The sequence below is a fragment of the Aureimonas mangrovi genome (assembly GCF_014058705.1).
Taxonomy (GTDB): Bacteria; Pseudomonadota; Alphaproteobacteria; order Rhizobiales; family Rhizobiaceae; genus Aureimonas; species Aureimonas mangrovi.
On record NZ_CP059692.1, the window covers coordinates 2,550,555 to 2,577,538 of the forward strand.

32 protein-coding genes and 2 tRNA genes are annotated in these 26,984 nt (G+C 67.4%); 22 read left to right on the forward strand and 12 right to left on the reverse strand.

The genetic code is table 11. The annotated features are described in order from the left end of the window. Nucleotides 1-196 precede the first annotated feature (196 nt). The gene (locus H1343_RS12255; RefSeq protein ID WP_185983173.1) at nucleotides 197-853 is read left to right on the forward strand and encodes a hypothetical protein; all 657 of its coding nucleotides are present in this window, start codon (nucleotides 197-199) and stop codon (nucleotides 851-853) included. Between the two features lie 83 nt (nucleotides 854-936). Here the strand turns inward: H1343_RS12255 and H1343_RS12260 are convergent, their stop codons facing one another. Continuing rightward, on the reverse strand, nucleotides 937-1,326 hold the full coding sequence (locus tag H1343_RS12260) for a DUF4260 domain-containing protein (protein ID WP_185983174.1): 390 nt from the start codon (nucleotides 1,324-1,326) through the stop codon (nucleotides 937-939). Between the two features lie 453 nt (nucleotides 1,327-1,779). Between H1343_RS12260 and H1343_RS12265 the strand changes: the two genes are divergently transcribed. Continuing rightward, nucleotides 1,780-2,019: a hypothetical protein gene (locus tag H1343_RS12265; RefSeq protein WP_185983175.1), complete on the forward strand. Its 240-nt coding sequence runs from the start codon at nucleotides 1,780-1,782 to the stop codon at nucleotides 2,017-2,019. A 110-nt stretch (nucleotides 2,020-2,129) separates the two neighbouring features. After that, nucleotides 2,130-3,122 carry a Bug family tripartite tricarboxylate transporter substrate binding protein gene (locus H1343_RS12270; RefSeq protein ID WP_246333009.1) on the forward strand — a complete coding sequence of 331 codons (993 nt, stop codon included), beginning with the start codon at nucleotides 2,130-2,132 and terminating at the stop codon, nucleotides 3,120-3,122. Nucleotides 3,123-3,161: 39 nt separating this feature from the next. On the opposite strand, the gene H1343_RS12275 is transcribed toward H1343_RS12270, so the two are convergent. Beyond that, complete coding sequence (locus H1343_RS12275) at nucleotides 3,162-3,356, reverse strand: hypothetical protein (RefSeq protein ID WP_185983176.1); 195 nt, start codon at nucleotides 3,354-3,356, stop codon at nucleotides 3,162-3,164. A 165-nt stretch (nucleotides 3,357-3,521) separates the two neighbouring features. Between H1343_RS12275 and H1343_RS12280 the strand changes: the two genes are divergently transcribed. After that, nucleotides 3,522-3,728, forward strand: coding sequence for a TOBE domain-containing protein (locus H1343_RS12280; RefSeq protein WP_185983177.1), 207 nt, complete (start codon nucleotides 3,522-3,524; stop codon nucleotides 3,726-3,728). A 24-nt stretch (nucleotides 3,729-3,752) separates the two neighbouring features. On the opposite strand, the gene H1343_RS12285 is transcribed toward H1343_RS12280, so the two are convergent. Together H1343_RS12285 and H1343_RS12290 are read right to left on the reverse strand one after the other, a co-directional pair. After that, nucleotides 3,753-3,962 carry a hypothetical protein gene (locus tag H1343_RS12285; RefSeq protein ID WP_185983178.1) on the reverse strand — a complete coding sequence of 70 codons (210 nt, stop codon included), beginning with the start codon at nucleotides 3,960-3,962 and terminating at the stop codon, nucleotides 3,753-3,755. 197 nt (nucleotides 3,963-4,159) lie between these two features. Further along, nucleotides 4,160-4,234: transfer RNA gene (locus H1343_RS12290), tRNA-Asn, on the reverse strand. A gap of 213 nt (nucleotides 4,235-4,447) precedes the next feature. On the opposite strand from H1343_RS12290, the gene H1343_RS12295 reads away from it, so the two are divergent. The 7 genes from H1343_RS12295 to H1343_RS12325 all read left to right on the forward strand — a co-directional run bounded on the left by H1343_RS12295 (nucleotide 4,448) and on the right by H1343_RS12325 (nucleotide 9,567). Next, complete coding sequence (locus tag H1343_RS12295) at nucleotides 4,448-4,801, forward strand: hypothetical protein (RefSeq protein WP_246333017.1); 354 nt, start codon at nucleotides 4,448-4,450, stop codon at nucleotides 4,799-4,801. A 109-nt stretch (nucleotides 4,802-4,910) separates the two neighbouring features. After that, complete coding sequence (locus H1343_RS12300) at nucleotides 4,911-5,948, forward strand: cysteine synthase A (protein ID WP_185983179.1); 1,038 nt, start codon at nucleotides 4,911-4,913, stop codon at nucleotides 5,946-5,948. After that, nucleotides 5,948-6,685 carry an alanyl-tRNA editing protein gene (locus H1343_RS12305; RefSeq protein WP_185983180.1) on the forward strand — a complete coding sequence of 246 codons (738 nt, stop codon included), beginning with the start codon at nucleotides 5,948-5,950 and terminating at the stop codon, nucleotides 6,683-6,685. Before H1343_RS12300 ends, H1343_RS12305 begins: the two co-directional genes overlap by 1 nt. Before the next feature lie 32 nt (nucleotides 6,686-6,717). Further along, complete coding sequence (locus H1343_RS12310) at nucleotides 6,718-7,011, forward strand: PIN domain-containing protein (protein ID WP_246333019.1); 294 nt, start codon at nucleotides 6,718-6,720, stop codon at nucleotides 7,009-7,011. Nucleotides 7,012-7,089: 78 nt separating this feature from the next. After that, on the forward strand, nucleotides 7,090-7,947 hold the full coding sequence (sseA, locus tag H1343_RS12315) for a 3-mercaptopyruvate sulfurtransferase (RefSeq protein WP_185983181.1): 858 nt from the start codon (nucleotides 7,090-7,092) through the stop codon (nucleotides 7,945-7,947). Next, the gene (locus H1343_RS12320) at nucleotides 7,944-8,477 is read left to right on the forward strand and encodes a GNAT family N-acetyltransferase (protein ID WP_185983182.1); all 534 of its coding nucleotides are present in this window, start codon (nucleotides 7,944-7,946) and stop codon (nucleotides 8,475-8,477) included. Before sseA ends, H1343_RS12320 begins: the two co-directional genes overlap by 4 nt. 109 nt (nucleotides 8,478-8,586) lie before the next feature. Next, nucleotides 8,587-9,567 (forward strand): alpha/beta hydrolase, encoded by a 981-nt coding sequence (locus H1343_RS12325; RefSeq protein WP_185983183.1) that lies wholly within the window; start codon nucleotides 8,587-8,589, stop codon nucleotides 9,565-9,567. Nucleotides 9,568-9,601: 34 nt separating this feature from the next. Here the strand turns inward: H1343_RS12325 and ilvA are convergent, their stop codons facing one another. From ilvA to H1343_RS12340, 3 genes are all read right to left on the reverse strand, one after another. Continuing rightward, a complete protein-coding gene (ilvA, locus tag H1343_RS12330; protein ID WP_185983184.1) occupies nucleotides 9,602-10,861 on the reverse strand; it encodes a threonine ammonia-lyase IlvA in 1,260 nt (419 codons plus the stop codon). A 276-nt stretch (nucleotides 10,862-11,137) separates the two neighbouring features. Further along, nucleotides 11,138-12,940 (reverse strand): adenine deaminase, encoded by a 1,803-nt coding sequence (ade, locus tag H1343_RS12335; protein ID WP_185983185.1) that lies wholly within the window; start codon nucleotides 12,938-12,940, stop codon nucleotides 11,138-11,140. 44 nt (nucleotides 12,941-12,984) lie between these two features. Then, a tRNA-Leu gene (locus H1343_RS12340) sits at nucleotides 12,985-13,069 on the reverse strand. Between the two features lie 275 nt (nucleotides 13,070-13,344). Here H1343_RS12340 and H1343_RS12345 point away from each other — a divergent pair. Then, a complete protein-coding gene (locus H1343_RS12345; protein ID WP_185983186.1) occupies nucleotides 13,345-13,539 on the forward strand; it encodes a hypothetical protein in 195 nt (64 codons plus the stop codon). Between the two features lie 250 nt (nucleotides 13,540-13,789). Here H1343_RS12345 and wrbA read toward each other — a convergent pair whose 3' ends face one another. Then, nucleotides 13,790-14,389 carry an NAD(P)H:quinone oxidoreductase gene (wrbA, locus tag H1343_RS12350; RefSeq protein ID WP_185983187.1) on the reverse strand — a complete coding sequence of 200 codons (600 nt, stop codon included), beginning with the start codon at nucleotides 14,387-14,389 and terminating at the stop codon, nucleotides 13,790-13,792. Between the two features lie 218 nt (nucleotides 14,390-14,607). On the opposite strand from wrbA, the gene H1343_RS12355 reads away from it, so the two are divergent. Continuing rightward, nucleotides 14,608-15,354 carry a competence/damage-inducible protein A gene (locus H1343_RS12355; RefSeq protein ID WP_246333021.1) on the forward strand — a complete coding sequence of 249 codons (747 nt, stop codon included), beginning with the start codon at nucleotides 14,608-14,610 and terminating at the stop codon, nucleotides 15,352-15,354. A gap of 81 nt (nucleotides 15,355-15,435) precedes the next feature. On the opposite strand, the gene H1343_RS12360 is transcribed toward H1343_RS12355, so the two are convergent. Continuing rightward, nucleotides 15,436-16,107 carry an LssY C-terminal domain-containing protein gene (locus H1343_RS12360; RefSeq protein ID WP_246333023.1) on the reverse strand — a complete coding sequence of 224 codons (672 nt, stop codon included), beginning with the start codon at nucleotides 16,105-16,107 and terminating at the stop codon, nucleotides 15,436-15,438. A 116-nt stretch (nucleotides 16,108-16,223) separates the two neighbouring features. Between H1343_RS12360 and gpt the strand changes: the two genes are divergently transcribed. Beyond that, entirely contained in the window at nucleotides 16,224-16,721 is a 498-nt protein-coding gene (gene gpt / locus H1343_RS12365) for a xanthine phosphoribosyltransferase (protein WP_185983188.1), read from the forward strand. 41 nt (nucleotides 16,722-16,762) lie between these two features. Here gpt and H1343_RS12370 read toward each other — a convergent pair whose 3' ends face one another. Further along, complete coding sequence (locus tag H1343_RS12370; RefSeq protein ID WP_185983189.1) at nucleotides 16,763-17,905, reverse strand: NADH:flavin oxidoreductase; 1,143 nt, start codon at nucleotides 17,903-17,905, stop codon at nucleotides 16,763-16,765. A 98-nt stretch (nucleotides 17,906-18,003) separates the two neighbouring features. Between H1343_RS12370 and H1343_RS12375 the strand changes: the two genes are divergently transcribed. The 6 genes from H1343_RS12375 to H1343_RS12400 all read left to right on the forward strand — a co-directional run bounded on the left by H1343_RS12375 (nucleotide 18,004) and on the right by H1343_RS12400 (nucleotide 23,050). Continuing rightward, the gene (locus H1343_RS12375; RefSeq protein WP_185983190.1) at nucleotides 18,004-18,381 is read left to right on the forward strand and encodes a winged helix-turn-helix transcriptional regulator; all 378 of its coding nucleotides are present in this window, start codon (nucleotides 18,004-18,006) and stop codon (nucleotides 18,379-18,381) included. 106 nt (nucleotides 18,382-18,487) lie between these two features. Next, a complete protein-coding gene (locus H1343_RS12380) occupies nucleotides 18,488-19,966 on the forward strand; it encodes an alkaline phosphatase (RefSeq protein ID WP_185983191.1) in 1,479 nt (492 codons plus the stop codon). A 126-nt stretch (nucleotides 19,967-20,092) separates the two neighbouring features. Further along, nucleotides 20,093-20,527, forward strand: coding sequence for a hypothetical protein (locus tag H1343_RS12385; protein ID WP_185983192.1), 435 nt, complete (start codon nucleotides 20,093-20,095; stop codon nucleotides 20,525-20,527). Between the two features lie 6 nt (nucleotides 20,528-20,533). Continuing rightward, on the forward strand, nucleotides 20,534-21,217 hold the full coding sequence (locus H1343_RS12390; protein WP_185983193.1) for an ABC transporter ATP-binding protein: 684 nt from the start codon (nucleotides 20,534-20,536) through the stop codon (nucleotides 21,215-21,217). Then, entirely contained in the window at nucleotides 21,214-22,542 is a 1,329-nt protein-coding gene (locus tag H1343_RS12395) for an FtsX-like permease family protein (RefSeq protein WP_210270034.1), read from the forward strand. Before H1343_RS12390 ends, H1343_RS12395 begins: the two co-directional genes overlap by 4 nt. A 43-nt stretch (nucleotides 22,543-22,585) precedes the next feature. Beyond that, nucleotides 22,586-23,050 (forward strand): thiol-disulfide oxidoreductase DCC family protein, encoded by a 465-nt coding sequence (locus H1343_RS12400; RefSeq protein WP_185983194.1) that lies wholly within the window; start codon nucleotides 22,586-22,588, stop codon nucleotides 23,048-23,050. Nucleotides 23,051-23,089: 39 nt separating this feature from the next. Here H1343_RS12400 and H1343_RS12405 read toward each other — a convergent pair whose 3' ends face one another. Together H1343_RS12405 and H1343_RS12410 are read right to left on the reverse strand one after the other, a co-directional pair. Then, nucleotides 23,090-23,782: a DUF4166 domain-containing protein gene (locus H1343_RS12405; protein ID WP_185983195.1), complete on the reverse strand. Its 693-nt coding sequence runs from the start codon at nucleotides 23,780-23,782 to the stop codon at nucleotides 23,090-23,092. A 70-nt stretch (nucleotides 23,783-23,852) separates the two neighbouring features. Next, entirely contained in the window at nucleotides 23,853-24,686 is an 834-nt protein-coding gene (locus H1343_RS12410; RefSeq protein ID WP_185983196.1) for a MipA/OmpV family protein, read from the reverse strand. A gap of 229 nt (nucleotides 24,687-24,915) precedes the next feature. Here H1343_RS12410 and H1343_RS12415 point away from each other — a divergent pair, with 229 nt between their 5' ends. Both H1343_RS12415 and H1343_RS12420 read left to right on the forward strand, forming a co-directional pair. Next, nucleotides 24,916-25,650 carry a response regulator transcription factor gene (locus H1343_RS12415; RefSeq protein ID WP_185985640.1) on the forward strand — a complete coding sequence of 245 codons (735 nt, stop codon included), beginning with the start codon at nucleotides 24,916-24,918 and terminating at the stop codon, nucleotides 25,648-25,650. Next, on the forward strand, nucleotides 25,650-26,975 hold the full coding sequence (locus H1343_RS12420; protein WP_185983197.1) for an ATP-binding protein: 1,326 nt from the start codon (nucleotides 25,650-25,652) through the stop codon (nucleotides 26,973-26,975). The genes H1343_RS12415 and H1343_RS12420 overlap by 1 nt, the downstream gene beginning before the upstream one ends. The last annotated feature ends 9 nt before the right edge of the window (nucleotides 26,976-26,984 follow it).

Consider the following 26,984-nt stretch of genomic DNA (forward strand, 5'->3'; position numbering starts at 1 on the left):
GAAGGCGCCTTCCTACTGACGCCCCTCGGCTTCCGCAAGGGGCTGGGCGGCGATCCCGGAGCGAAAGTGCGTTCTTCCCGGGCTTTTCCTCGTCCGATCGGCGCCGGCCGCGAGGGAGGATCAGAAAAATGTTACAGGCGTAAGACATTTGCATTTCATCTCCGATGCCGCGATATGCGGCACGAGAGGAATGCTCATGAATCACTTCATCTTCGGCGGCCGGCACGTGCTCTGGCTGCTCACGGCGGCCTTTGCGGTCGCCGCGCTCACGCTTGTCTCTTCACTCGCTTTGGGGCTCGAGACGACGTCCATCGAAGCGGGGCCGCTCGAGACCTCACAGGAAGCGCTGCTGCTCGCGACGATGGCGCTCTACGGCTGGGCCGCATTCGACCAGCGGGCGGCCGCGCGCATGGCGTCCGTCGGCGCGCTGACGATGGCGGGGATCTTCTTCTTCCGCGAGCTGGAAGTCCCGCCGACCGGAGCGTTGACGACATACCTCAACTCCAACGCCTTCCGGTGGCACGAGACGTTCGTCGTCCTGGGGATCGCGATTCCCTATATCGTCCTGCGCTGGCGCCTGATGCCGACATTCATCGCATATCTGCGCGGCTTTCACACCTGGCCCTATGTCCTTGTCGGCCTTCTGCTTCTAACGGGCGACTGGCTCGACGGGATGGAAATGGCGACCCCGCATCTTGCGACGGTCATCGAGGAAGCTGCCGAGACCCTTGCTTACGCCGTTTTCGCCCTGACGGGCCTTCATGTGCTGATGGCCGCGCGAGCAGAGCGCCCAGTCGCTGCGCGCTTCGGCGAGAGTGGCGACCGGCACGGTCCCGCATCGCCCTACGCCTGACACGCGAGCGGCGCCGCCACACCGGATCATGCGGATGCTCCGGACGCGATGTCACGTCATGCGTGATGGATGAGGCGCGCCGCTCAGTCCCGGCCGCGCGTCCCGCCGAGAGGGCCGAGATGGGTGGCCGGGAAACCCTCGGGATATTTGAGCCCGTATCCGAGCGCCCGGTCGAAGCCGATATGCGCGGCCCAGACAAGGCCAACTGACAGCACCTGCGGCGCGGGCCCGTAGATCCCGAGCGCGACGAGGACGGCGGGCGCGAGATAGGCATGGCCGGCATTGTAGACCGCCGCGCCCGCCCGCGCGCCGAACACATATCCGAGAATGGACAGGTCGGGGGCGAGGAACAGGACGGCGAACATCCACCAGCCGGCGTCCGTTCCGGCATAGGCGATCGTCGCGGCAGCGAGCACGGCCAGCCCCTCGAGCCGCAGGAGAAGCCGGGGCGTGCCGGAAACACCGCCCTTCACGACGGCCGATCCCGCAGAGACGAAAGATGTCCGATGACGTTCATGCGGGCTTCGAAGCCTCCTCCTAGGTAATGGAGCGCGCGGCACGGGCGGCGCCGCGTGTCAGAAGACTACCCCAACCGCTCGAAGACAATCGAGTGGCGCGTTCAGTCCGGGTGCTCGACGCTTTCGCACATCCGATCGCCCCTCGACGCGGGCTTCCGCCAAAGATGCCCTCCTCGTCCACCATGCAGGTTCCGAAGAAGCCGATGCGGCGGAGCCGTCGCCCTCGATCTCGGCTGACGCCATCCGCTAGCAACGTGAGCCGAGCGATTATCGAAGCTTCGAGCATTCTGCCTATTCCTCCAGACCCTGGAGCGGCAGGCTCGCGACCATGCGTGCAATGCGCTGGCTTTCTGCTGCGACGCAGGATTTACGCGGAACCGTCCTCGCGATTCGCGGGTTGGCCGCTTCATGGACGACGAGACGACCCCCGCCCACCGCGATCCCGGCCTCCTGATCATCGTGATCGTCGGCCTTGCCGTCGCCTTTGCCAATGTCGTAGCGCGCCCGGCCGATCCGCCCGAAAAGGTGGCCGAGAAATCCTCCGAACTTGCAAAGGCCCGCGACGGTGTCGTGCTGGCGGCGGCAAACCGTGCGCTCTCTCCCGGCCAGATGGAGAGCAACGGGCAGCGCGCCCGCAAGAGCGGCTGACACCGCAAGCGCGCCACACCGCCGGACGATCCGACCGGGCCTTTTCACGGCGACCGGCGATCCTGTAGCCTGAGAGTTCTGGTCCGGGAGGGGCCACGGGAGGAAACCGCATGCTCATGTTCCAAGACAGCCGGGCGCTCGCCGCGGCCGCGATCCTATCTGTGTTTGGTGCCGGCAGCGCCGGGGCGCAGGACTGGCCGAGCCGCACGATCACGATGATCGTACCGTTCCCGGCGGGCGGCGCGACCGACATCGTGGCGCGCAAGATGGCGCAGGAACTCGGCACCACGGTTGGTCAGACCGTGATCGTGGAAAACCGCCCCGGTGCGGGCGCGACGATCGGCACCACGGTCGCCGCTCAGGCGGAGCCGGACGGGCACACGCTCCTCATCGGTACCGTCGGCACGCACGGCATCAACCCGTCCCTCTACGCCGAACTCGCCTATGATGCGGTCGCCGATTTCGAGCCGGTCATCCTCCTGCAGACGACGCCGAACGTCGTTCTCGTCAACAACGAGCTGCCCGTGGAGACAATGGAGGAGCTCGTGGAATATGCGCGGGCCAATCCGGGCATCCTCAATTATGCATCGTCCGGCATCGGCACCTCGATCCACCTCGCGGGGGAGATGTTCGCCGACGCGGCCGGGCTCGACATGACGCATGTGCCATACCCGGGCTCGGCGCAGGTCCTGCCCGCGGTGATGGCGGGCGAATCCCAGCTCGTCTTCGACAACATGCCCCCGGCCTATCCGTTCATCCAGAACGGCAGCCTGCGCGCCATCGCCGTCACCTCGCCGGAGCGCTCGCGCGCCTTGCCAGACCTGCCCACGGTGGCGGAATCAACGTCGATCCCGGAGCTGTCGGATTTCGACGCAACGTCATGGTTCGCCATGTTCGTGCCCGCAGGAACACCGCCGGAGATCATCGAGCGCCTCAACACCCTGTCCAACGAAATCCTGTCGGATCCGGAAACCGCCGAGTTCCTGTCCATCGGCGGCGCTTCGCCTGGCGGCGGTACACCACAGGAGCTTGCCGAGCGCGTCTCCTCCGAGATCGACCGCTGGGCGCGCGTGATCGAGGACGCGGGCATCCCGAAGCAATAGTCCCACTACAGAAGTACCGGGGCGGTCGGCGAAACCGCCTTAGAGCGGACGCAGGCGCGGCGGCTGGCGCAAAATCCAAAGGCTCGCGTCCGCCTCGCCGACCGGCCGATCACTCTGCCCGGAAATGCCGCGCCCGTACATGGAGCACGCCAGAAGCTCGTTCCAGCTCTCGTTCGGTTGGCGAACATGGTCCGACTTCGGTGGGTTCAGTTTGCGCGACGAAAACAAAGCCATGATTCACCTCCCGATTGTCCGTCAGAAGCGCATGGAGAGGCGATGGGTTCCTGTCGCTTGGGCGTTTCAAGCCGATTTCACGTAGCGGATGTGTTTTGGTCCTGTCGGCGACGCGCCTGGGGTCAAGCCTGCGGCCCGCACAACCACCAGCAACGGAGACCATCCATGAAGATCAGCGCACGCAACGTCCTGAAGGGCCGCGTACTCGACATCCGCAAAGGCGCGACGACCGCGCATGTGAAGCTCGATGTCGGCGGAACGCAGATGACGGCATCAGTGACCAACGAGGCGGTCGACGATCTCGGCCTCGTGGTGGGGCAGGACGCCTACGCCGTCGTCAAGGCGTCCGATGTCATGCTCGCCGTCGACTGACTGGCGAGAGCAGCCTCGCCGGCCTCATCCGGCGAGGCGATAGGCCATCGGTGCCGTGCGCTCCTCGACCAGCGCCTGCAGCGCGTCGGCCGCATCGTTGGCAAGGGCCGCACCGAGGCAGAGAGGGTAGCCCCCGTCATCGCGGTCGAGCGCCTCGCGCTGATTCTCGATGGCCGCGAGGCGCAGTTCGCGGATCAGGAAAGTGAGGTGCTCTTGCGAAAGTGCGGGGACCATCTCTTCGCCTCGATATTTGGATTGGACGTAAGATACGAACACACCTTCACGCCGGATGCGTGCGAATCCGAAAATATCTCGCCTTGAAGGACGAAGCGCCTGTTCCGACGCGATTCTTTTCTGTGAAAAAGCAGGACGACGTTTGGTCGACGTAAGCGTGAGGCCGGATCGACGTCGTGGACCGTGAGAAGAGAAGGTGGCTCCCCGGGCCGGATTCGAACCAGCGACCGATCGATTAACAGTCGAGTGCTCTACCACTGAGCTACCGGGGATCAGCCCGCCGCATCCGCGTCGCAGGCGGGGCGGCTATAGCAAAGGCATCCGGCCTTGCCAAGCGCTGCCGGACGGAAAAACACGGACCGATGACGATGCAGGGCTCGTTTATGACACGATGGCCGCCCTATATGGAGGCCACCGTCGAACGACGAAGGCGGCACCGTGAGCCCGCCGCAAGGAGCGCGCCGCAATTCGGCGCCGAGAGTTTCATGACCGATCAGCCCCGCGAACGGCGAAACTACATCCGCCTGCGCGGCAATGCCGTCGAAGTGTTCGGGCGTACCATCCGCCTGCCCGCTTCGCGCGTCGCGCGCGTCGGGTTGGGCGTCGCCTTCGTGATCGGTGGCATCTTCTCCTTCCTGCCGGTGCTCGGCATCTGGATGCTGCCCGTCGGCCTGCTGATCCTGTCGATCGACTTCGTGATCGTGCGGCGCTGGCGGCGGCGCCTCTCCGTGCGCTGGGGCCGGCGCTCCCATCCCAAGGCCGAGCGCCATCTGAAGGCGGCGCGTCAGGCCGCCCAGAACGCACCCGCCCCCGACCGCGCCCACCCGACGGCTCGCTGATCCTTCTCGCGAGAAGGATCTCGCCCGCGCCGGAGGCCAAGCTTTCTTGCCTCCCGCGAGCACCGGCCATAGGGTTTCGCCACCACAGCGAATCTCGGTCGAAGGCTCCATGTCCAGGTACAATTCCGTCATCGATGCGATCGGCAACACGCCGCTCATCCGGCTGAACCGTGCGTCCGAGGAGACGGGCTGCGAAATCTACGGCAAGGCCGAGTTCATGAATCCCGGCCAGTCCGTGAAAGACCGCGCCGGTCTCTTCATTATCCAGGACGCCGAGAAGAAGGGCCTCATCGAGCCCGGCGGCATCATTGTCGAAGGCACGGCCGGCAACACCGGCATCGGCCTCGCCCTCGTCGCCAACACGCTCGGCTACAAGACGGTGATCGTCATTCCCGAGACGCAGGCGCAGGAGAAGAAGGACGCGCTGCGCCTGATGGGCGCCGAGCTTGTCGAGGTTCCCGCCGTCCCCTACCGCAACCCGAACAACTACGTGAAGCTCTCCGGGCGCCTTGCCGAGCAGATCGGCGCCAGCCATCCCGCCGGGGCGATCTGGGCGAACCAGTTCGACAACGTCGCCAACCGCGAAGGCCATGTCGTCACCACGGCCGAGGAGATCTGGTCGCAGACCGGCGGCGAGATCGACGGTTTCATCTGCGCGGTGGGCACGGGCGGCACGCTCGCGGGCACCGCGATGGGGCTCAAGCGCCGCTCCGGGCACATCAAGATCGGTCTCGCAGACCCGATGGGCGCCGCGCTCTACTCGTTCTACACCACAGGCGAGTTCGCCTCCTCGGGCGATTCCATCACCGAAGGCATCGGCCAGGGCCGCGTCACCGGCAATCTGGAGGGCTTCGAGCCCGATTTCGCCTACCAGATCCCCGACGCGGAGGCGCTGCCGATCCTCTTCGACCTCGTCGGCCAGGAGGGGCTGTGCCTCGGCGGCTCGTCGGGCATCAACATCGCCGGCGCGATCCGCATGGCAAAGGAGATGGGGCCGGGTCACACGATCGTGACGATCCTCTGCGACTACGGCAACCGCTACCAGTCCAAGCTCTTCAACCCCGAGTTCCTGCGTGGCAAAGGCTTGCCGGTGCCGGACTGGATCGGCCGCGAGCCGCAGTTCGACATTCCCTACGAGGCGGGCTGATGGGCGGCACGCGCGACGTCTTTCGCGAGGACGCATACCTCTCGACGATGGAAGCGCGCCTCCTGCGCCTCGAAGGCGAGCGCGGCCTCGTCTTCGACGCCTCGAACTTCTACCCGGCCGGCGGCGGCCAGCCCGGCGACCGCGGCTTCGTGGAATGGGCCGATGGTCAGGAGACGCCGGTCGAGGACACTGTCTACGGCACTGAGCGCAGCGAGATCGTGCTGATGGCGCGCGAGGGCGAGGACCTGCCGCCGGTCGGCGAGATGGCAGTCCTGCATCTCGACTGGGCGCGCCGCTACAAGCTCATGCGCATGCACACCGCGCTGCACCTCCTCACCGTCGTCTGTCCCTTTCCCGTCACCGGCGCTGCCGTCGGCGAGGAGGAGAGCCGGCTCGACTTCGATACCGGCGAGGCCGAGATCGACAAGGCCGCCGTGACGGCCGCGCTGATGGCGCTGGTGGATGCCAACCATCCGGTCTTCACGCAGTGGATCACCGAAGACGAGCTCGACGCCAATCCGGGCCTGGTGAAATCGGCCAACGTCAAGCCACCGCGCGGCACGGGCCGCATCCGGCTGGTGGCGATCGGCGAGAATGCCGGCATCGATTCGCAGCCCTGCGGGGGCACGCACGTCCTGGAGACGCAGGAGATCGGCGCCGTGCATGTCGGCAAGATCGAGAAGAAGGGCAAGGCCAACCGCCGCATCCGCCTGCGCTTCGGCGCGATTCCGGGCTGAGGTTGCCGGCTGGCGCACTTCGGCATATCGGCTTGCCCGCGATCGTCGTACACGAGCTCTTCTACGGCGCATTTCGCAGTGAAAGGCAGGCAGACAATCTGAGACGGGTGGAGGCTCTGCAGTTCGAAGTCCTCGATCTGGACCGGGAGGATGCCTTCCGCGCCGGGCAGATTCGCGCACGCCTTGCCGACCTCGGCACGCAGATCGGCCCTTACGACATTCTGATCGCCGGACAGGCGCTGGCGCGCGATTTCGTGCTCGTCACCCGCAACACGCGCGAGTTCGAGCGCGTCGAGGGACTGCGCATAGAAGATTGGGAGAGCTGAGAGCGCTCTTGCTCACCGCCTTCCGTTCGCCGCGAGGGGTCTTTATCCTGCGGCTCGAATCGAACGAGGTCCTTCGCGTTGAGCGCCAATCCCTTCCTGATCAGCCCGGCGGATCTCGACGCCTCTCTCGGCCGTCCCGGCCTGTCTGTCGTCGATGCCTCGTGGTATCTGCCGGCGCAGAAGCGCTTCGCCAAGGCCGAGTTCGAGGCCGCGCACATTCCCGGCGCCGTCTTCTTCGACCACGACGCCGTGGTGGACCCGGCCTCGCCTTTGCCCCACACACTGCCATCGGCGACGATCTTCGGCGCAGCCGCCGGCCAGCTCGGCGTCGCCGACACCGACACGATCGTCGTCTATGACGGGCTCGGCCTCTTCTCCGCCGCGCGCGCCTGGTGGCTGTTCCGCGCCTATGGCGCCAAGGACGTGCGCGTCCTCGACGGCGGCTTTCCCGCCTGGCAGGCGGCCGGCCTTGCGACCGAGAGCGGCGAGGCCCGCCCCGAACCCGCGCGCTTCGAAGCGGCTTTCGACCAAGGCGCAGCCGTTTCCTTCGCCGAGATGCGCGCGCTGGTGGACGCGGGCGACACCCAGATCGCCGATGCGCGCTCGGCCGAGCGCTTCTCCGGTGAAGCACCCGAGCCGCGCGAGGGCGTGCGTTCGGGGCACATGCCGGGCGCGACCTCCCTGCCCTTCACCGATCTCGTCGAGGACGGACGGCTGAAATCGCCGGAGAAGCTCGCGCAGGTCTTCGAGGTGGCAGGTCTCGACACGTCGAAGCCCGTGGTCACGAGCTGCGGTTCGGGCGTTACCGCGGCGGTGATCAATCTTGCCCTCGCCGCCACCGGTCGAGGCCAGTCCCGGCTCTATGACGGCTCCTGGGCAGAATGGGGCTCGGCGCCCGACACGCCGGTCGAGACGGGCAAGGCGGCACGCCGATGAGCCCTTCGCCCACGCTGCGCACCGAGGTCACGCAACTCGTCCTGCACTCGCTGCCGAAGGAGCCGACGCCGCGGCCCGACACGCCGAAGACGCTCGACATCCTGAAGGTGCGCAACATACCGCTCGCCTTCTACCGCTATCTCTACACGGTCGGCCGCCCGCATCACTGGACCTCGCGCAACCTCTCCGACGACGCGCTGGCGCGCGAGATCCACGCCCCGAACGTGCGCATCCAGGTGCTTTACTGCGACGGCGCGCCGGCCGGCTGGTTCGAGCTCGATGCCGGGCGCGCGCCGAAGGAGACGCGGCTCGTCCACTTCGCGACCATGCCGCAGTTCCGCGGGCTCGGCCTCGCGCGCTATCTCCTTGCCCATGCCATCGTGGCGGGTTTCGACGAGCAGCCCAGCGCACTGACGGTCGAGACCAACACGCTCGATCATCCGGCCGCCCTGCCGCTTTATCGCAAGATGGGCTTCCGTCCCGTCTCGCGGCGCGAGGTGATGACCATCGGCTACCCGAACGAGGATTGACCGGGTGCATCGGTCCGACCATCGCCTTTCCTTGCGCAGCGCCTAGCTAAGCCGTGACGGCGCGGCTGCGCGCCCGATCTCGCGCGAACGGTCATCGGAACTCCGCCACATGAAGCTGCGCCTCGGCCTGGCGGTCCTTCTCATCCTGGTCGTCGCAGCCTGCCTCATCTGGTCGTTCGGCCCGCGCGAGCCGGTGGACGCCACCATCCGCTTCGACCCGGCCGTGATCGGCCCGGACCCCTCCGCCTACATCGCGGCCGAGGAAGCGCAGGTGCCCGGTCTCGAGCCGGGCGCGGCGAAGGAGATCGTCTGGGCCTACCCGGCCTCGCGCGCCAGAACACCGCTCGCCATCGTTTATATCCACGGCTTCTCGGGCGATCGGCGCGAGATGGCACCCGTGCCGCAGGAGGTGGCGCGGCGGCTCGGCGCGAACCTCTTCCTGACGCGCCTTTCAGGGCACGGCCGGGGTCTTGCTGCCCTCGCCGAGCCGAGCGCCAACGACTGGCTGAACGATCTGGCCGAGGCGCTGGCGATCGGCGGGCGCATCGGCGAGCGCATCATCGTGCTTGCCACCTCCAACGGCGGGGCGCTGGCGACATGGGGCGCCAGCGTTGCGCATCTCTTCGACGAGGCGGACGGGCTCGTCCTCTTCTCGCCGAACTATCGCCTGCGGGACTGGCGCGCGCCGCTCCTGACCATGCCTTATGCGCGGCAGGTCACCGAGCTCCTGACCGGCGGATCGTTCGTGATGCCCCTCGCCGACCCGCTGCCGGGCGGACCCGACACGGTCACGCTTCCGTCCGCCGCGCTCCTGCCGATGGCCGCGCTCAGCGCAAAGGTGCGCGGGCTCGACTTCGAGGCGATCAACCTGCCCGCTCTCTTCGCCTATTCGCCGAACGACCGGATCGTCGATCCACTGGAGACCGAGCGCGTGATCGCGCGCTGGGGCGGGCCGGCAGAGATCCTGCTCGTGCCGCAGACGAGCGACCCGACCGGGCACATGCTGGCCGGCGACATGTTCTCGCCCGGCACCACGCAGATGGTGGTGGACACCGTGACAAGCTGGATCGAGCGCGTCGAGGGGTTTTAAGAAGCGCACACCGACGAGAGCGACGCGCATCTCCTCAGATTAGAAGATCGGCGATCACCTGGTTGTCCGTGATGTCCTGATAGCGGATGCCCTCGGCATCGAAGCGCCTCAGAAGCGTGTCGAAATTGGCCGCCTCCTTCGTCTCGATGCCGAGGAGGATCGACCCGAAGTCGCGCGCGGTCTTCTTCAGATACTCGAAGCGCGCGACGTCGTCTTCCGGGCCGAGGAGCTGGAGGAAGTCCTTCAGCGCGCCGGGGCGCTGGGCAAGCCGCAGGATGAAGTACTTCTTCTTGCCGGCAAAGCGCAAAGCGCGCTCCTTCACGTCCGGCAGGCGCTCGAAGTCGAAATTGCCGCCCGATACGACGAGGACGAGCGTCTTGCCGGCGATCTCGGGACCCATGCGGCTCAGCGAATCGATGGCGAGCGCGCCGGCGGGCTCCACGACGATGCCCTCGACGTTGAGCATCTCGAGCATTGTGCCGCAGATAGAGCCCTCCGGCGAAAGCGACACGTCCGAGGGCGCGAAGCGCGACAGCGTCTCGAAGGGCAGCTTGCCGATCTCGGCCACGGCCGCGCCGTCGACGAAGCCGTCGAGCTGCGGCAGCTTCACGAGGCGCCCTTCCTCCAGCGAGGTGCGAAGGCTCGGCGCGCCTTGCGGCTCCACGAAGCGGAAGGCGGGCGCGCCCTCCCCCTCGAAATAGCGAACGAGGCCCGAGGCGAGGCCGCCGCCGCCGACCGGCAGGACGAGCATGTCCGGGCGCTCTCCGCCGAGCTGGCGCAGGAGTTCGGTGCCGACGCTCGCCTGACCCTCGACGATGTCCTCGTGGTCGAAGGGCGGCACCATCTCCGCCCCGCTCGCGGCGGCGTACTGGCGCGCGGCGGCGTAGCAGTCGTCGAAGAAGTCACCGACGAGCTCGATGTCGATCGCGCCGTTGCCGAAGACGCGCGTCTTGTCGATCTTCTGCTGCGGCGTCGTCACCGGCATGAAGACGCGGCCCTTCACCCCGTAGTGCCGGCAGGCGAAGGCGAAGCCCTGCGCGTGATTGCCCGCCGAGGCGCAGGTGAAGTGCGCATCCGTTTCCCCGCCCTCCACGCGCTTGCGCATGAAGTTGAAAGCGCCACGGATCTTGTAGGAGCGGACGGGCGTCAGATCCTCCCGCTTGAGGAAAATCCGCGCGCCGGTGCGCTGCGAAAGATGCTCGTTCAGCTGGAGCGGCGTTTCGGGAAAGAGGGCGCGAAGGGCGCTCTCCGCGCCGTCTGCACGGGCGCGGAATTCAATCGAGGTCGTGGTCATTCGGTCTTCCGGGAGGTCTGGGCACACGGTGCGTTGCGTGTGGCCGTTCTGTCTGTCAGGGCATGGCGGGTTCGCGGCGGCCCCTCGGGGGCGGCTCGCGGCCGGACGCGCTCTTTGCCGGAAGCTGGCTGGCAGCCCGGCCCTAGAGGGCGCCGGCGCCAATAATGATGAGGGCCAAGCCTGCGCTCATGATGCGGGCGGCCGTGCGCCGCCTCCCCTTCAACCGAACCGATGGTTACGGCTATCGGGCATCGCGCAGCGTTTGTAAAGGTCCACCTACGAGACGAACAGGTCCACGACTTCAAAGCGGTCGACGTCGACGATGCCCTTGTCCGAGATGCGAAGGCTCGGGATGACGACGAGCGCCAGGAGCGAGTGCTGCATATAGGCGTTGTTGAGCGTGCAGCCTGCCTCGCGCATCGCCTCGATCAGCCGGTCGGCCTTATCGGCAACCACCTCGCAGCGCTCGGCGCTCATCAGCCCGGCGATCGGCATCTCGATCAGCGCTTTCTCCTCTCCGCCCGCGAAGAACACGACGCCCCCGCCCACCTCGCCGAGACGGTTCGCGGCGCGCGCCATCTCCTCGCGATCCGTCCCGACGACGATCATGTGATGGCTGTCATGCGCGACCGTCGAGGCCATTGCCATCGGTCCGCGATAGCCGAAGCCCGAGACGAAGCCGTTGACCACGCCACCGGTGCCGCGATGGCGCTCGACGAGCGCGATCTGTGCGACACCCTGCGCCTCGTCCGGCTCGACCAGCCCGTCCGAGACTGCGAGCTCGGCGGTCAGCGCCTTCGTCGGCGCCTGGTTCTCGACGACACCGATGACCCGCACCGTCGCAGCGTTCACCCCGGCCGGCGCCGCGATCTCGAAATCGGAGGCGGCGAGCGTCTTGCCGAGCTTCACGGTGTTCTTCGCGCTGTCCGGATAGTCGTAGGCCGGGAGGTCGGCGACGAGACGGCCGGCCTCGGCCAGCAACTGCCCGCCCGCGTAGACCGCATCGATCGTCAAGGCGGCGAGGTCGGAGACGAGGAGGAAATCGGCCCGCCGGCCGGGCGTCACCGAGCCGATCTCGCGGGCGAGCCCGAAATGCTCGGCGGTGTTGAGGCTCGCCATCTGGATCGCGGTGATCGGCTTCAGGCCCTGGCCGATCGCGTGGCGCACGACGCGGTCCATATGCCCCTCGCGCACGAGCGTGCCGGAGTGGCAGTCGTCCGTGCACAGGACGAAGTTGCGCGAATCCAGCCCGAGTTCGGTGATCGCGCGCACCTGCGTCGCGACGTCGTACCAGGCCGAGCCGAGACGCAGCATCGCCTTCATGCCCTGGCGCACGCGCGCGACCGCGTCCTCCATGCGCGTGCCCTCGTGGTCGTCCTGCGGCCCGCCCGCGACATAGCCGTGAAAGGCGCGGCCGAGATCGGGCGAGGCGTAGTGCCCGCCCACCGTCTTGCCGGCCTTTCGGGTGGCGGCGATCGCGCCGACCATCGTCGCATCGTTCGCGGCGACGCCCGGAAAGTTCATCACCTCGCCGAGCCCGACGATGTTCGGCCAGGTCATCGCCTCCGCTACATCGTCAGGCGTGATTGCCGCGCCCGCCTCCTCCAGCCCCGGCGCGGAAGGCACGCAGGACGGCATCTGGACGAAGACGTTGACGGGCTGGGCCATCGCTTCGTCGTGCATCAGCCGCACGCCGGGCAGGCCGAGGACGTTGGCGATCTCGTGCGGGTCGATGAACATGGAGGTCGTGCCGTGCGGGATCACGGCTCTGGCGAACTCCGTCACCGTCACCATGCCGCTCTCGACATGCATGTGCGCATCACAAAGTCCCGGCACCACGTAGCGGCCATCCGCCTCGACGACGCTCGTGTCCTCGCCGATCGCGTGGCTCGCATCCGGGCCGCAATAGGCGAAGCGCCCGGCCTTCACCGCGATGTCGGTGCCCGGCACGATCTCGCCGGAATGGACGTTCACCCAGCGCGCGCCACGGATCACGAGGTCGGCGGGCGTGCGACCCATCGCCACGTCGACGAGTGCGGGTGCGACGTCCTCGAACGGCTGGACGCGGGTTGAGGTCATGAGGGCGCTCCCTGAACGGCGACGGTCATCCGGCGCGGGCCGTGTGGTGCGGGCTGCGGGGCTCGAACCCGCACGGTTTTCACCGAGGGATTTTAAGTCCCTTGCGTCTACCAGTTTCGCCAAGCCCGCCCGGCGCAGCGCGTGCCGTGCGCTGCGGTTCTCCACGATTTGCGCCCGCATCTCAAGCACTGTGCACAACGGGGATTGCCGTGGATCGTCATCGCCCGTTCATCCGAGGTTCATGGCGCAAATGCATGAACAAGCGTCAAAGGATCGGTCTTCACGAAACCTCACGAAGACCTGTCGCATCGCAACGTCGAATCCCATTGCGGCCGCCCCTGAGCCGTGATTTGGTCCTGTTTCTACGATCTCTTTATCGGGGCGATGAACGGAGGGCTCTTCCCATGCCCGTCGAAACCCGTACGGATCTCAAAGTCCTCGGCACCAGCGCGCCCGGGATTGATCCTTCCGCCGGCACGGAAAACGCCGTGCTGACGAACCTGCGCGACGGCAACCGCGCCCTCGACAATCTGCGCCGTGCCCTTGAGATCGACGAGCGTCGTGGAGAGGAACGGCTCTACACCGACCGTCTTGTCTGACGAGCCGGCACGCCCCGCACCGTGAAAGCGCGGCAGCCTGAACTGCGTCATTCCGCCGCCTGTTCAGAGTAAGGGCTCGCGTAGCGGGTCTGCGGCCGCATGGCGCGCCGTGCCGATCAGGGCAGGTGAACCGGATACTTTCAGCCTTGGTCCGCGTCGCGGCGAGACCGATCCGATCTCGCCCAAAACGAAGAGGCGGGGCAAACCCCGCCTCTCTCCCGTCAACATACGCAAGTTGGCGTCCAGGCGCTCAACCGACGAGCTTGGCCGCGATCTGCGCGATGTGCTTGCCCTGGAAGCGGGCGCCGTCGAGTTCCTCGGCGCTCGGCTGGCGTGAGCCGTCGCCTGCGGCGATCGTCGTTGCGCCGTAGGGCGAGCCGCCGTTCACCTTATCGACGCCCATCTGCCCCTGGAAAGAGTAGGGCAAGCCGACGATGATCAGGCCGTGGTGCAGGAAGGTCTTGTGAAGGGACAGGAGCGTCGCCTCGTTGCCGCCATGCTGGGTGGCCGAGGACGAGAAGGCGCCCGCCACCTTGCCGATCAGCTTCCCCTGCGCCCACAGGCCGCCCGTGCGGTCCCAGAACGAGGCCATCTGCGAGGACATGTTGCCGAAGCGGGTCGGCGCGCCGACGATGATGGCGTCGTACTCGGCGAGTTCGGCGGGCTGAGCTTCGGGATGGTCGGTGTTGGCGCGGAAGCCGGCGGCCTGCACCACCTCGGCCGGCGCCGTTTCTGGAACCCGCTTGATGTCCACACTCGCGCCCGCACTCCGTGCGCCCTCGGCTGCGGCCTCGGCCATCGCCTCGATATGCCCGTAGCTCGAATAGTAGAGAACCAGAACCTTCGCCACGTCGTCGCTCCGTCCGTTTGATTTGCGTCGAAGGCAGACATGGCACACGAGCGGCGGATTGGCACCCATCTGCGCGTTCGACGCACCGTCAACGCTCCCTGTACAGCCCCATGGCAATGGCCAGGCGCCGATCGGAGGTGGCTTGGCGGCCGGGGCGCTTGCTTTTGGCGCTGTGATCGGTGAGCGATGGACATTGCCAATCGCCACGGGCTCACCGCATGGTTCCCTCCCCGCCGCAGACCGCCGCCATGCTCGCCATCGGCGACGAAATCCTGTCCGGGCGCACTAAGGACAAGAATATCGGCCATCTCGCCGAGGTGCTGACGCTGGCGGGCATCGACCTGAAGGAGGTGCGCATCGTCGGCGACGAGCCGCGCGCCATCTGCGATGCGCTGAACACACTGCGCCGCGCCTATGACTACGTCTTCACCTCCGGCGGCATCGGTCCGACGCATGACGACATGACGGCGGATGCCGTGGCGAGCGCCTTCAACCTGCCGATCGGCTACCACCCCGACGCCTATCGGCGGCTGGAAGAGAACTACCGGACGCGCGAACTGGAGTTCACCGAGGCGCGCAAGCGGATGGCACGCACGCCGCAGGGCGCGAGCCTCATCAACAACCCGGTCTCGGTCGCGCCGGGGTTCCGGGTGGAAAACGTCTACGTGATGGCGGGCGTGCCGTCCGTCTTCCAGGCGATGGTCGCGCAGGTGGTGGCCGGCCTCCCGCAGGGCCAGGCGATCATGAGCGAGACGATCGTCTGCCCCTTCGGCGAAGGCGAGATCGGAGGGCCTCTCGGCGCGGTGCAGAAGGCGCACCCCGCCGTAATGATCGGCTCCTACCCGAAATTCGAAGGCAATCGCTTCTACGCCGACATCGTGGTCAGATCGAGGGACGCCGCCGCGCTCGCATCGGCGCGCGAGGCCGTCGAGGCGATGCTCGCCGAGCTCGCCGCGAAGCGCTGAGGACGCCCGATCCGGTCCATCTGCACCGCGTCGCTGCACGCGGGCGCCGCGCCGCCCTGACGATGTGAGAACGGCGTCCGTTCAGGGGGCAGTTAGCGTGACGATCTCCGCCCGCCCGTCCGTCTCGTAGCGATCCCCCTCGCCGTTGCGCCCCTTCGTCGTCGGTCCCACGCCTTCGATCATGGCGGTCCCCGCCGCCTGCCCCGCCCGCTCCAGATCGTCGACGAGGCCGTCACGCGCAGCGTCGATATCGGGTGCGATGTCGTGGGTCACCGCTCCGGTATAGTGGCTGAGCCCGACGCCCTGGTCGAAGGTGACGGAGCCGAGCCACAAGGGGGTGCCGTCGCGCTCGCCGGCCTGCCAGAAGCGCACGTGCTGGCGGCGATCCGCGCTGCGCCCCACCGGCTTTTCGAAGGCGAGATCCTCGCGGCGGCCGAGATAGAAGAGCGGACTGACGGGAGCGTCCTCGTCGGGCCTGTCGAGGACGACGCTGCCGACGATCCCGACGCTCGTCTCGAGCGTCACCGGATCGGCCGGGAACCAGCCCGCGGCGTGCATGGCCGAGACGAGCACCGACTGCGTGCCGACGATGCCGACGTTCAGCGGATCTCCGGGCCGGCCGTCGCTCGTGCGCGTCACCATCGCTTCCGCGGGGAGTTCGCGATCCCGCTCGCTCCAGAAACCGGGCAGGAGGGCGTAGGCGACCGCGAGATAGGCGAGGAGCGTGACGGCGAGGCCGGATGCCAGGCGCACCCACGTGCGCGGCCTGCGGCGGGTCGGACCGATGCTCCTCGTCAAGGTCCGACTTGCCCGCAGGGCGCCGAGAAGCTATCGCAGCCCCCTTGCGCCGCCAGCCGAAGGGTTCGCCGATGTCGACGACCGAAAAGTCCTTTCCCGTCTCGTGGGAACAGTTCCACCGTGACGCCCGCGCCCTTGCCTGGCGTCTGGCGGGCCAGCGCAGCGACTGGAAGGCGATCGTGTGCATCACCCGCGGCGGTCTCGTTCCCGCGGCGATCATCGCGCGCGAGATCGGCATCCGCCTCATCGAGACGGTCTGCATCGCTTCCTATCACGACTACGACACGCAAGGTGAGCTCCAGGTCCTCAAGGATATCGCGCCGAACCTGCGCGAGGACGACGGCGAAGGCATCCTGATCGTCGACGATCTGACCGATACGGGCAAGACCGCCGCGCTCGTGCGCGCCATGCTGCCCAAGGCGCATTTCGCCACCGTCTACGCCAAGCCGAAGGGGCGGCCGCTGGTCGACACCTTCATCACCGAGGTCAGCCAGGATACCTGGATCTTTTTCCCGTGGGATCTCGGCCTGTCCTTCCAGGCCCCTCTCGGCAAAGGCATCCCCGGCTGAATGAAAACGCCGACCTTTTTCCAGGCCGGCGTTCCCTTCGATCAGACGAGTTCGCGCAGGGCCGCCGCGTCGAAGCCCTTCAGCGCCGCGCCGCCGCGTACCTTGTTCGGCCATTGCGGATCCGAGATCAGCGCGCGACCGACGGCGACGAGATCGAACTCGTCGCGCTCGAGGCGCCGCAGCACTTCGCCGAGCCCGCTCGTTCCCGAGCTCTCGCCGCCGAACGCGCCCATGAAGTCTCCCGACAGGCCGACCGAGCCGACCGTGATCGAGGCCTTGCCGGTCAGCTTCTTGGCCCATCCCGCGAAGTTCAGGCCCTTCTCGCCATCGATCTCGGCGAATTCGGGCTCCCAGAAGCGACGCTGCGAGGCGTGGAAGACATCGACGCCGGCGTCCGCCAGCGGCTGTAGCCAGGCCGCCATCTCGTCCGGCGTGTGGGCGAGCCGCGACTTGTAATCCTGCTGCTTCCACTGGCTCAGACGCAGGATGATCGGGAAGTCGGGCCCGACCGCCGCACGCATCGCCTTCACCACCTCGACCGCGAAGCGCGCGCGCTCCGGCAGCGTCCTGCCGCCATAGATGTCGGTGCGCTCGTTGGTCGGCGCCCAGAAGAACTGGTCGATCAGATAGCCGTGCGCGCCGTGAATTTCGGCGACGTCGAAGCCGAGGCGCCTGGCGTCGGCGGCCGCGCGCGCAAAGGCGGCGATCGTGTCGGCGATGTCGGCGTCGGTCATCGTCGATCCGCGCGGCTTGCCCGGCGCCTCCAGCCCGGACGGCCCCTCGACGCCTTCGGGCACCCATTCGGTGAGGAAGCTCTTCACGGAACCGACATGCCAGATCTGCGGCCCCATGCGCCCGCCCGCCGCGTGGACGGCCTCGATCACGCCGCGCCAACCGGCAAGCGCCTCCTCGCCGTGGAAGAACGGAATGCCGGGATCGTTGCGCGCGGCCGGCCGGTCGATGACGGTGCCCTCGGACAGGATGAGCCCGACCCCGCCCTCGGCACGACGACGGTAATAGTCGGCCTGGCGCTGATCCGGCACGCCGTCCCGCGCGAAGGAGCGCGTCATCGGCGCCATGACGATCCGGTTCGGCAGTTCCAGCGAGCCGATGCGGAAAGGGCGAAAGAGCGCCTCGACGTCGCCTTGAGTGGCGACGTCGGAAAGGGTCTGCGGTGCGTCCATCGGAAAGGTCTCCATTGCGGTCGCACCTAGGTATCTAATAGATACTTGGCGTCAAGAATGCACCGAAAGACTACCAGGTTTCGAGAAGGATACCGCCCATGCGCCCGGATCGCGTCGTCCCCATCAATGCCCACAGCTGTCCCAATCGTCTGGTCGTCGAGCAGATCGCGGACAAGTGGTCGCTGCTGGTCCTTGCCGCCTTGTGGGGCGGGCCGATGCGCTTCAACGCCATTCGCCGCAGTGTCGAGGGCATCACGCAGAAGGCTTTGACGCAGACGCTGCGCAAGCTCGAGCGCAACGGCATCGTGGCCCGGCGAGTGCTCGCGACCTCGCCGGTTTCGGTGGAGTATTCGGTGACGCCGATCGGCCTCTCGTTGCAGGGCGCCTTCGACGCCTTGCATGCGTGGGCCGTCGAGAACAGGCCCGCTGTCGAAGAAGCCCGCATCGCCTTCGAGGCGCGCAGCGGGGAACGCTGAAGCGTTGCGCACCGATAGCTTTTCCGCGGGGCCGCGAACCTCCTTCAATCGTCTGTCACGCAAGCGCTTTAACAGCGTTCGTCGTTGAACCGGATTGGAGGCAAACATGTTTCGTCGGACCCTGACGTCGATCACCGCGCTTGCGCTGTCAACGTCCACCCTCGTCGCCCAGGAGCTGCCGCAGGCGCAGAGCGAGTACTTCACCGCAGGCCAGAGCGCGATCGCCGAGCGCGTCGCGATGGAGAACAACACCAACCGCGCGAAGAACATCGTCCTGTTCGTCGCTGACGGCATGGGTATCGGCACCAATTACGGCATCCGCCTGTTCGACGGCCAGCAGAAGGGCATGCTCGGCGAGGAGCACAATCTCCCGCACGACCTCTTCCCGCACTCCGCGATCATGAAGACCTACAACATCAACGCCCAGACGCCGGACTCCGCGCCGACGGCCGGCTCGATGAACACCGGCGTCAAGCAGGTCTTCAACACGATCAACGTCGACGACAGCGCCGTCTACAGCGACTGCTCGACGGAAGTGCCGCTGCGCCTCTTCTCGGAGATCGTCTCGGACGCGGGTAAGTCGGTCGGCGTCGTCTCGACCGCCTCCGTCGCGCATGCCACGCCCGCCGCGGTCTACGCCAAGACGGTCGACCGCCAGTGGTTCCACGATGCGCCGGAAGGCTGCCTCGACATCGCCCAGCAGCTCGTCAACCAGTTCGAAGCTGGTGTCATCGACGTCGCGCTCGGCGGCGGCGTGCGCGACTTCGCGCCGGAGGGCACCGAGCTCGAAAAAGGCACCGGTCGCCGCCTCGACGGCCAGAACCTCTTCGAGCGTCTCGAGGAGCTGAACGTCCAGTACGTGTACGACGCCGAGACGCTGGCCGCCGCGGATCGCTCGCAGCCGATGATCGGCCTCTTCGCCAATTCCGACATGTCCTACGAGCACGATCGTCCCGAGGGCGAGCCCTCGCTCAGCGACCTCACGGCCGCCGCGCTCGACAATCTCGAATCCAACGAGGACGGCTACTACCTGATGGTTGAGGCGGGCCGCGTCGATCACGCGAACCACGCGGGCAACGCCCATCGTGCCTTCAGCGACGGCGTTGAGTTCGCCGAGGCGATCCAGACCGTTCTCGACCGCGTGAACCTCGAGGAGACGCTCGTGATCGTCACGGCCGACCACGAGCACGTCATCACCTTCCAGGGCTATTGCGGTCGTGGCAGCCCGGTTACGGGCCTGTGCATGGAAGTCGGCGAGGGCCAGGTCGAGCACACCGGTGAGCCGACGCTCGCCGACGACGGCAAGCCCTTCACCGTCGTCACCTACGGCAACGGCCCCGGCTCGGTGCTGATCCAGCAGGAAGACGGCAGCTATTCGGGCGAGCGCCCGGAGGTCACGGCCGAGGAGGCTCAGGACCCGGACTATCTGCAGCAGGCGCTGCTGCCGATGAGCTCGGAAAGCCACTCCGGCGTCGACGTCGCGCTGTGGGCGACCGGCCCGTGGGCGCACCTCTTCGGCGGCACGATGGATCAGGAGATGATCTTCCACGTCATGAACCAGGCGGCCTTCGGCTCCGACCAGTAGGCCTGCCGTCGCCTCACCGGAGAAGGGGCGGCTGCTGCCGCCCCTTCTTTTTTCGTCGAACTGTCACACGACGCGCGAGCACGCCTGCTAAAATGCGGGCACAGATCGAAGGAAAGGAGCGAACCCATGAACCGACGCGGCTTCCTCGCAGGCGCCACAGGTGCCGCCCTCATCCCCTTCACGTCCGGTCTCGGCCACGCATCCGAGCCGGCGGTTCGCCTTCGCGAACTCTACGAGAAGGACATGAGCTTCACGCCCTTCGCGCAGGAAAACGAAGGCGTTCGTGTTGCGATCAACGGCTTCATGGCTCCGCCTCTCAAGGCCGACAGCAATTTCTACGTCCTGACCAACATGCCGATGGCCGTCTGCCCATTCTGCTCCTCCGCTGCCGAATGGCCGAACGACATCCTCGCGGTCTACGCCCAGCGCGTCGTCGACGTCATCCCGTTCAACGTGCGCATCGTGACGCGCGGCACGCTGGAACTCGGCACCTACAAGGACCCCGAGCTCGGCTTCGTCAGCCGTGTGCGGCTTGTCGACGCCGTGCAGGAGCGCGCTTAAGGCCCAATGGCGCTCGGCCTGGAAATCAACGGCCTTGAGGTGCGGGCCGGCGGCGGCGCGCGCACGATCCTGTCGGTGCCGGCGCTGTCCGTCACGCCGGGCACCCTCCTCGGCATTCGCGGGCCCTCGGGCGCCGGCAAATCCACTTTCCTCTTCGCGATCGCCGGACTTGCCGAAAACGCCTCCGGCGCCGTGCGCTGGGGCGCCGACGATCTCCTTGCCCTGTCTCACGAAGCGCGGGCGCGCTTCCGGCGCGAGCATGTCGGCCTCGTCTTCCAGGACTTCCTGCTCTTCGAGGAGCTTTCCGCGCTCGCCAATGCCACCCTGCCCGCTGCCTACGGGCCACGCCGCAATGGAGCGCGGCTTCGCGAACGGGCCGGCGCCATTCTCGAGCGACTGCGCGTGCCGCACGGCACCCGCACCGTTGAAAGCTTCTCAGGCGGCGAGCGGCAACGCGTGGCCATCGCGCGCGCGCTGGCCGCGGACCCGGAAATCATCCTCGCCGACGAGCCGACGGCGAGCCTCGACCGCCAGACGGCCGACAAGCTCGTCGGCGATCTCGTTTCCGTGGCCCGCGACGAAGGCAGGACGCTTGTCGCCGTCAGCCACGACCCGGCCGTCCACGCGCATATGGACCGTGTGATCGACATCGTGGATGGAAGGCTCCAGGGCGGCGGGGGCATCGCTTGAACCCGCTCCATCCGCTCTACCGCGCCATCGAATGGATGCCCGTCGCCGCGCAGGACGTGGTGGTCTTCCTCATCCTGCTCCTTCCGGCCGTTGCGATCGGCGGCCTCGTCCTGTGGGGTTATCGCCCCTTCGCGCTGGTGCGTGCGATGCTCTGGCGCTTTCGATGGACGAGCGCGCTGTTCGTCGTCCTCATCGCCGTGTCCGTGAGCGTCGGTGTCGGTCTCATCGCGCAGGAGCGCGGGCTGAGGCAGGGCACGGCGCGCGCCGCCGCGCCCTTCGACCTCGTCGTCGCGGCGCCCGGCAGCGAAATCACCATGCTCTTTGCCGCCGTCTATCTCCAGCCTTCGGACGTGCCGCTCCTGTCCGGCGCGATCTACGAGGAGGTGGCGAACGCGCCCGACGTCTCGCTGGCCGCACCCATCGCTTATGGCGACAGCTTCGAGACCTATCCGATCGTCGGCTCGACGGCCGAGTTCGTCGGCCATCTCTCGCGCGAGCTGACAGAAGGCGCGATGTTCACCGCCCACGAGGAGGCCGTCATCGGCGCGCGCGTGGAACTCGAGATCGGCGCCGAGTTTTCGCCGGCCCACGGCGTGGGCGACGCGGCGGAGCACGGTGCCCACGCCGACGTGCACTACAGGGTGGCGGGCCGTATGGCGCCGACCGGCAGCCCGTGGGACCGGGCCATCATCGTGCCCGTCGAAGCGGTGTGGGAGGCCCACGATCTCGGCGATGGTCATTCGCCGGAAGATGCCGGACAGCTCGGCCCGCCCTTCGATCCCGAGCGCTTTCCCGGAACGCCGGCGATCCTCGTCTCCGCCGAGGAGCTCTACGCCAATTACGCCTTGCGCGCCCGCTTCACGACGGCCGAAACGATGGCGTTCTTTCCGGGCTCCGTCCTCGCCGGCCTGCATTCGCTGATGGGCGACGTGCGGCAGGTCATGAGCATCATGGCCGTGATCACGCAGATCCTCGTCACGGCCGGCGTCCTGACGGGCCTCGTCATCCTGACGCGCCTCTTCGCGCGGCGTCTCGCGCTCCTGCGCGCGCTCGGCGCGCCGCGCCGCTTCGTCTTCGCCGTCGTATGGTCCTACGCCGCGACGCTCATCGTCCTCGGCGCCGGGCTGGGCGTGGTATTCGGCTACGCGGCCGCAGCGATCATCGCGCGCATCGTCTCCGCGCGCACCGACATCCTCGTCAACGCAACGCTCGGCTGGCCCGAGTTCCATCTCGTCGCCGGCTTCACCACCGTGACGATCCTCCTTGCGCTGGTGCCGGCCTTCATCGTCCTCTCGCGACCTGTGGCCGCCGACCTGCGAAGCTGAGGGACGCCTTTTTCTCGAGCGCCAAATCCGGCACAGTACCGGGATGACGGCGCAGGGCGATGCACGAGCCAGGGCGAACGAAGCGCTCGCCCCCGACGGGCTGATGGTCTTCGACGGCTTCTGCAATTTCTGCTCGGCTCAGGTGCAGCTGCTTCTGCGCCTCGACCGCACGGGCGTGATCCGCTTCACCGCGATCCAGTCGCCTTACGGACGCCATCTCGCCGAGCGCTTCGGGCTCGATCCGGACGATCCCTCGACCTTCCTGTTCTTCGAGAAGGGCCGGCCTCTCCAGGCGAGCGACGCGGCGATCGCCGTCGCGCAGAGGCTCGGCCGTCCCTGGCACTGGCTGCGTGCCGCATCCGCCCTGCCCCGACCGATCCGCGACGGCGTCTACCGCTTCATCGCACGCAACCGCTACCGCATCGCCGGGCGCCGTCGGAGCTGCATGGCGCCGAGCCCGCAGATGCGCGCACGCTTCGTCGACGACGTGCCGCCGGGCGAAGCCTGAGGAAATGCGCCGGGCCCCTCGGCGTCTCGCCCGTTGCGTTCAGGGCGTTGTGCGCGCCAACGGCGGCGAGGGGGCACGGCTTTCGGAACGAGCAGCCGGCTCATCGAGCTTGAAACGGCCGCTGTAACGGAAGATCTCGCCGAAGAGCGGGTGGACGAGATCCATGCGCATGGTGAAGGTGTCGTGGTTCACCGGGCGCTCCTCGATATAGGCGCGGCCCAGAAGCAGCCCGAGCGGGATCGGTACGTTGATACCGAAAAGGCGCCAGACATAGCCTTCGTCATGGAAGACGAGCACACCGTTCTTGGCGCTCACCCGCAGGCGCGTGCCGACGCCGAAGCGAACGAACTCGATCACCTGCCCGCGCCCCGCATGTTCCATGCGCGAGCGGAAGTGGAAGGGCGGACGGCCCTCGAAATGGAAGACGCGGTCCCAGTAGAGCGCCTCGTCATCCGGCCGCGTCGCGTAATGGACCTCGATCGGGACGTCGCGCCCCTTGTAAGGCACGAGAGCGCCGAAAACCCGCGCCAGCGGGATCAGGAGCGCGGCGATGGCGCTGTGTTCGACCTCATCCATCGTCCCGCGCACGGTGATCGCGTCCTCGCCGAACGGCCGCAGGAAGTAATGCCGCCGGATCACCTCGCCGAGATCATGCCAAGCCTTGCCGAGCACGGTCTGGAAGATGGGTGTGCCCGCATTCGCCCGGCGGATCGGCTCGGTACCCAGTTCCATGCTGCCTCCATCGCCGCTGGGGCGCCCTTTCCGTATGCAACGGAAAAAGCCGCCCTGCCAAGACGCGGAATCAGAAGCGGTAGCCGACGAAGAGCGAGGCGGCCGGCTGTAGTTCCTCTTCGACGATCGGGCTGTCGGCCGCATCGCCCGTGAGGAAGCCGACGCCCGCCTCGCCGCGCAGCAGCCACTTCTCCGTAACGAAATAGGTGGCCGACGCGGACAGGTCGACGCGCTTCAGGCCGGCCTCCGCGGTGTATTCCGGCAGGCCGGATGCTGCCGACTGGATGGCGTCCACCCCGAAATAGGCTTCCATGTGATTGTCATCCGCGACCACCGCCTCGACATTGGCGCCTAGGATGAGGCGTTCGCTGACGGGCGCCGTCAGCGACAGCCCCGCCGTACCGATGAGGCTTTCGCTGCCGTCGATCGTCTGCTCCGCTGCAGCGTAGAGTTCGAAAGGCCCTCGCTCGTAAGCGAGCCGGCCGCCTACGGTGGCGGTGAAATCGATGTCTCCCAGCCCCTCCAGCCGATCGGCGTCGTCCTCGTCGCGCCCCGTTTCGTAGCCGACAAGGCCCGAGACAGAGAAGCCCTCATGCGCGAAGACCCGCAGCGCGACGCCGGTCGGATCGACCTCCAGCCAGTCAGAATAGGTGAAGAGGAAAACCGGCACCGGGCTCACCTCGAAATCCTCACCGCCTTCGTATTCAGGCTCGTAGGTCGCGCCCGCGCCGATGATCAGCGTCCAGTTGCGGAAGGGCTCCTGCGGCGTCTCGAAAGGCTCGAAGGCGTGTGCGGGCTCGGCAATATCCGCCGCAGATACGGTGTGCGCGGTCGCCGTGAGGCCCGCTGCGGCACAAGCGAGCACGAGGGCGGCGCGTCGGTTGTGGCGAAGATTGGAAGGCATGGTTGTTCCCCGGTGGCATGACCGGCAACTTCCTGCCACGGCAAGGTTCGAGACAGGGTGTCATCCTGTTGCGCATTGTTTCGGCTTCGCCACATTGAGGCCCTTTTGGAGCAAACTCTGCTCACCGCCCGCTGCCTGAAACACAATTTAACAGTTCACAACGCCCCCGCAGGACGCACAGCGGTCTAAGGGAACGGAACCGATGCCGACACGAAGCCCCGGCCACCCTATGCTGCCTCCTCCCAAGCGTGACCGCGACCAGCCGAGCATCCTCGTCGTCGAGGACGACATCGAGATCGCGCGCCTTGTCGCCTCCGCGCTCGCCGACGCCTCGATGACGGTGGAGACCGCGGGCAGCGGCACGGAGATGGATGCGTGGCTGAGGCGCGCCTCCTTCGACCTCATCGTGCTCGACGTGATGCTGCCGGGCGAGGACGGCTTTGCCATCTGCCGCCGCCTGCGCGCCACCAGCAGCGTGCCGATCCTGATGCTGACGGCCCAGCACGAGGAGATCGACCGGATCGTCGGTCTCGAACTCGGCGCCGACGACTACGTGACGAAGCCCTTCAGCACGCGCGAGCTCGCGGCGCGCATACGCAGCATCCTGCGCCGCGCCGGCAGCGGGCAGGACGAGCGCGACGCCTCGCGCGCGATGCGCTTCGAGGGCTGGACGATCGACCCGCAGCGCCGGCAGGTGCGCGATCCGGGCGGCGCGCGCGTCTCGATGACCACGACCGAATTCGACCTTCTTCTCGCGCTCTGCCGAAATCCGGGGCGCGTCCTGTCGCGCGAGCAGCTTCTGTCACTGACCCATGCCGGGCTCGCCGGGCCCATCGAGCGCAGCATCGACGTGCATGTGAGCCGGCTGCGCCAGAAGATCGAGCCGGACCCGAGCCAACCCACGCTGCTGACGACCGTGCGCCTCGCCGGCTACATGTTCTCGGCGCGGGTGGAACTGGTCTGATGCGGCTTCCACGCCGCTCGGCGCCCTCCATGCGCGGGCAGATGGCGGTCGTCATCCTCGTCGCGGTGATCGCGGTGGTGACGCTCGGCCGCGTCAGCGAAGCGTTGCGCGACACCTACCTTTCCATCGAGGACACCGACCAGATCGCCGACCTCGCCACTCTCGTCACCCACATCCTGACCGACGCAAGTGATGAGGAGCGGCGCTGGCTGGTCGAACGGGCCCGCACGCCCAGCTTCGACCCCGCGCTCCTCGACACGGCCGAACTCGACGGCCTCGGGCCGCCGGCTCTTGCCAGAACGGCTGCCGAACGTTGGCTGAACTGGCTGTTTCCCTTCGACGGCCAACTGCCGGCCGGCGGCCGGCAGGTCGAGTTCGAGGGGCGCCTCGCCTTCGCGATCCCGCTCGACGAGCGCACGACGCTCCTGATCCGAAACCTGCCGAGCCTGACCTCGACGAGCGACTTCCTCACGCCGCTGACCTATTATCTCCTTTCCATCATAACCCTGATCGTCCTCTTCTCCTTCTACGGCGCGCGCGCGATCTCCGGTCCGCTCGACCGCATCGTCGATGAACTCGACCGCACCGACGGCGTCGCCGAAGACAGGCATTTCGAGGAGACCGGAACGATCGAGGTGGTGAAGCTCGCCCGCGCCCTCAACGGCATGCGCGAGCGGATCCGCAACATGGTCGACATGCGAATGCGCATGCTGCGCAGCGTCAGCCACGACCTGCGCACACCACTGACGCGCCTGCGCCTGCGGGCCGAGCGCCTGGAAGACGCGGCGCTCCGCCAGTCCATGACCGCCGACATCGACGGCATCGACGCGCTCGTGACCGAGACGCTCGACTATCTGAGGGTGGACGCGCAGGGCGAGCCGCTCGAGCGTGTCGACGTCTCGAGCCTTCTCCAGACGATCCAGGCCGATTTCGCCGATGTGGGCTTCGATGTGCGCTACCAGGGCCCGGACCGGCTCGTCGCCGCCTGCCGCCCCGTGGCGCTCGCGCGCGCGGTCACCAATCTGTGCGACAACGCGGTAAAGTTCGGCACGAGCGTGACGATCTACCTCTCGCGTCTTTCCGAGGGTCTGCGCATCGACATCGCCGACGACGGCCCCGGCATCCCGGCCGACAAGCGCGCCCTCGTGCTGGAGCCGTTCTTCAAGCTCGACGCCGCGCGCGGTGCCGGCGCGCAGACCGGCTTCGGCCTCGGTCTGTCCATTGTCGCCGACATCGCACGCGCCCATGGCGGGCGCGTGGAATTTCACGACCGGGCGCCGCACGGGCTGATCGTGCGGCTCGTCCTCCCGGTTCAGGCGGCGTGAACCAGATGG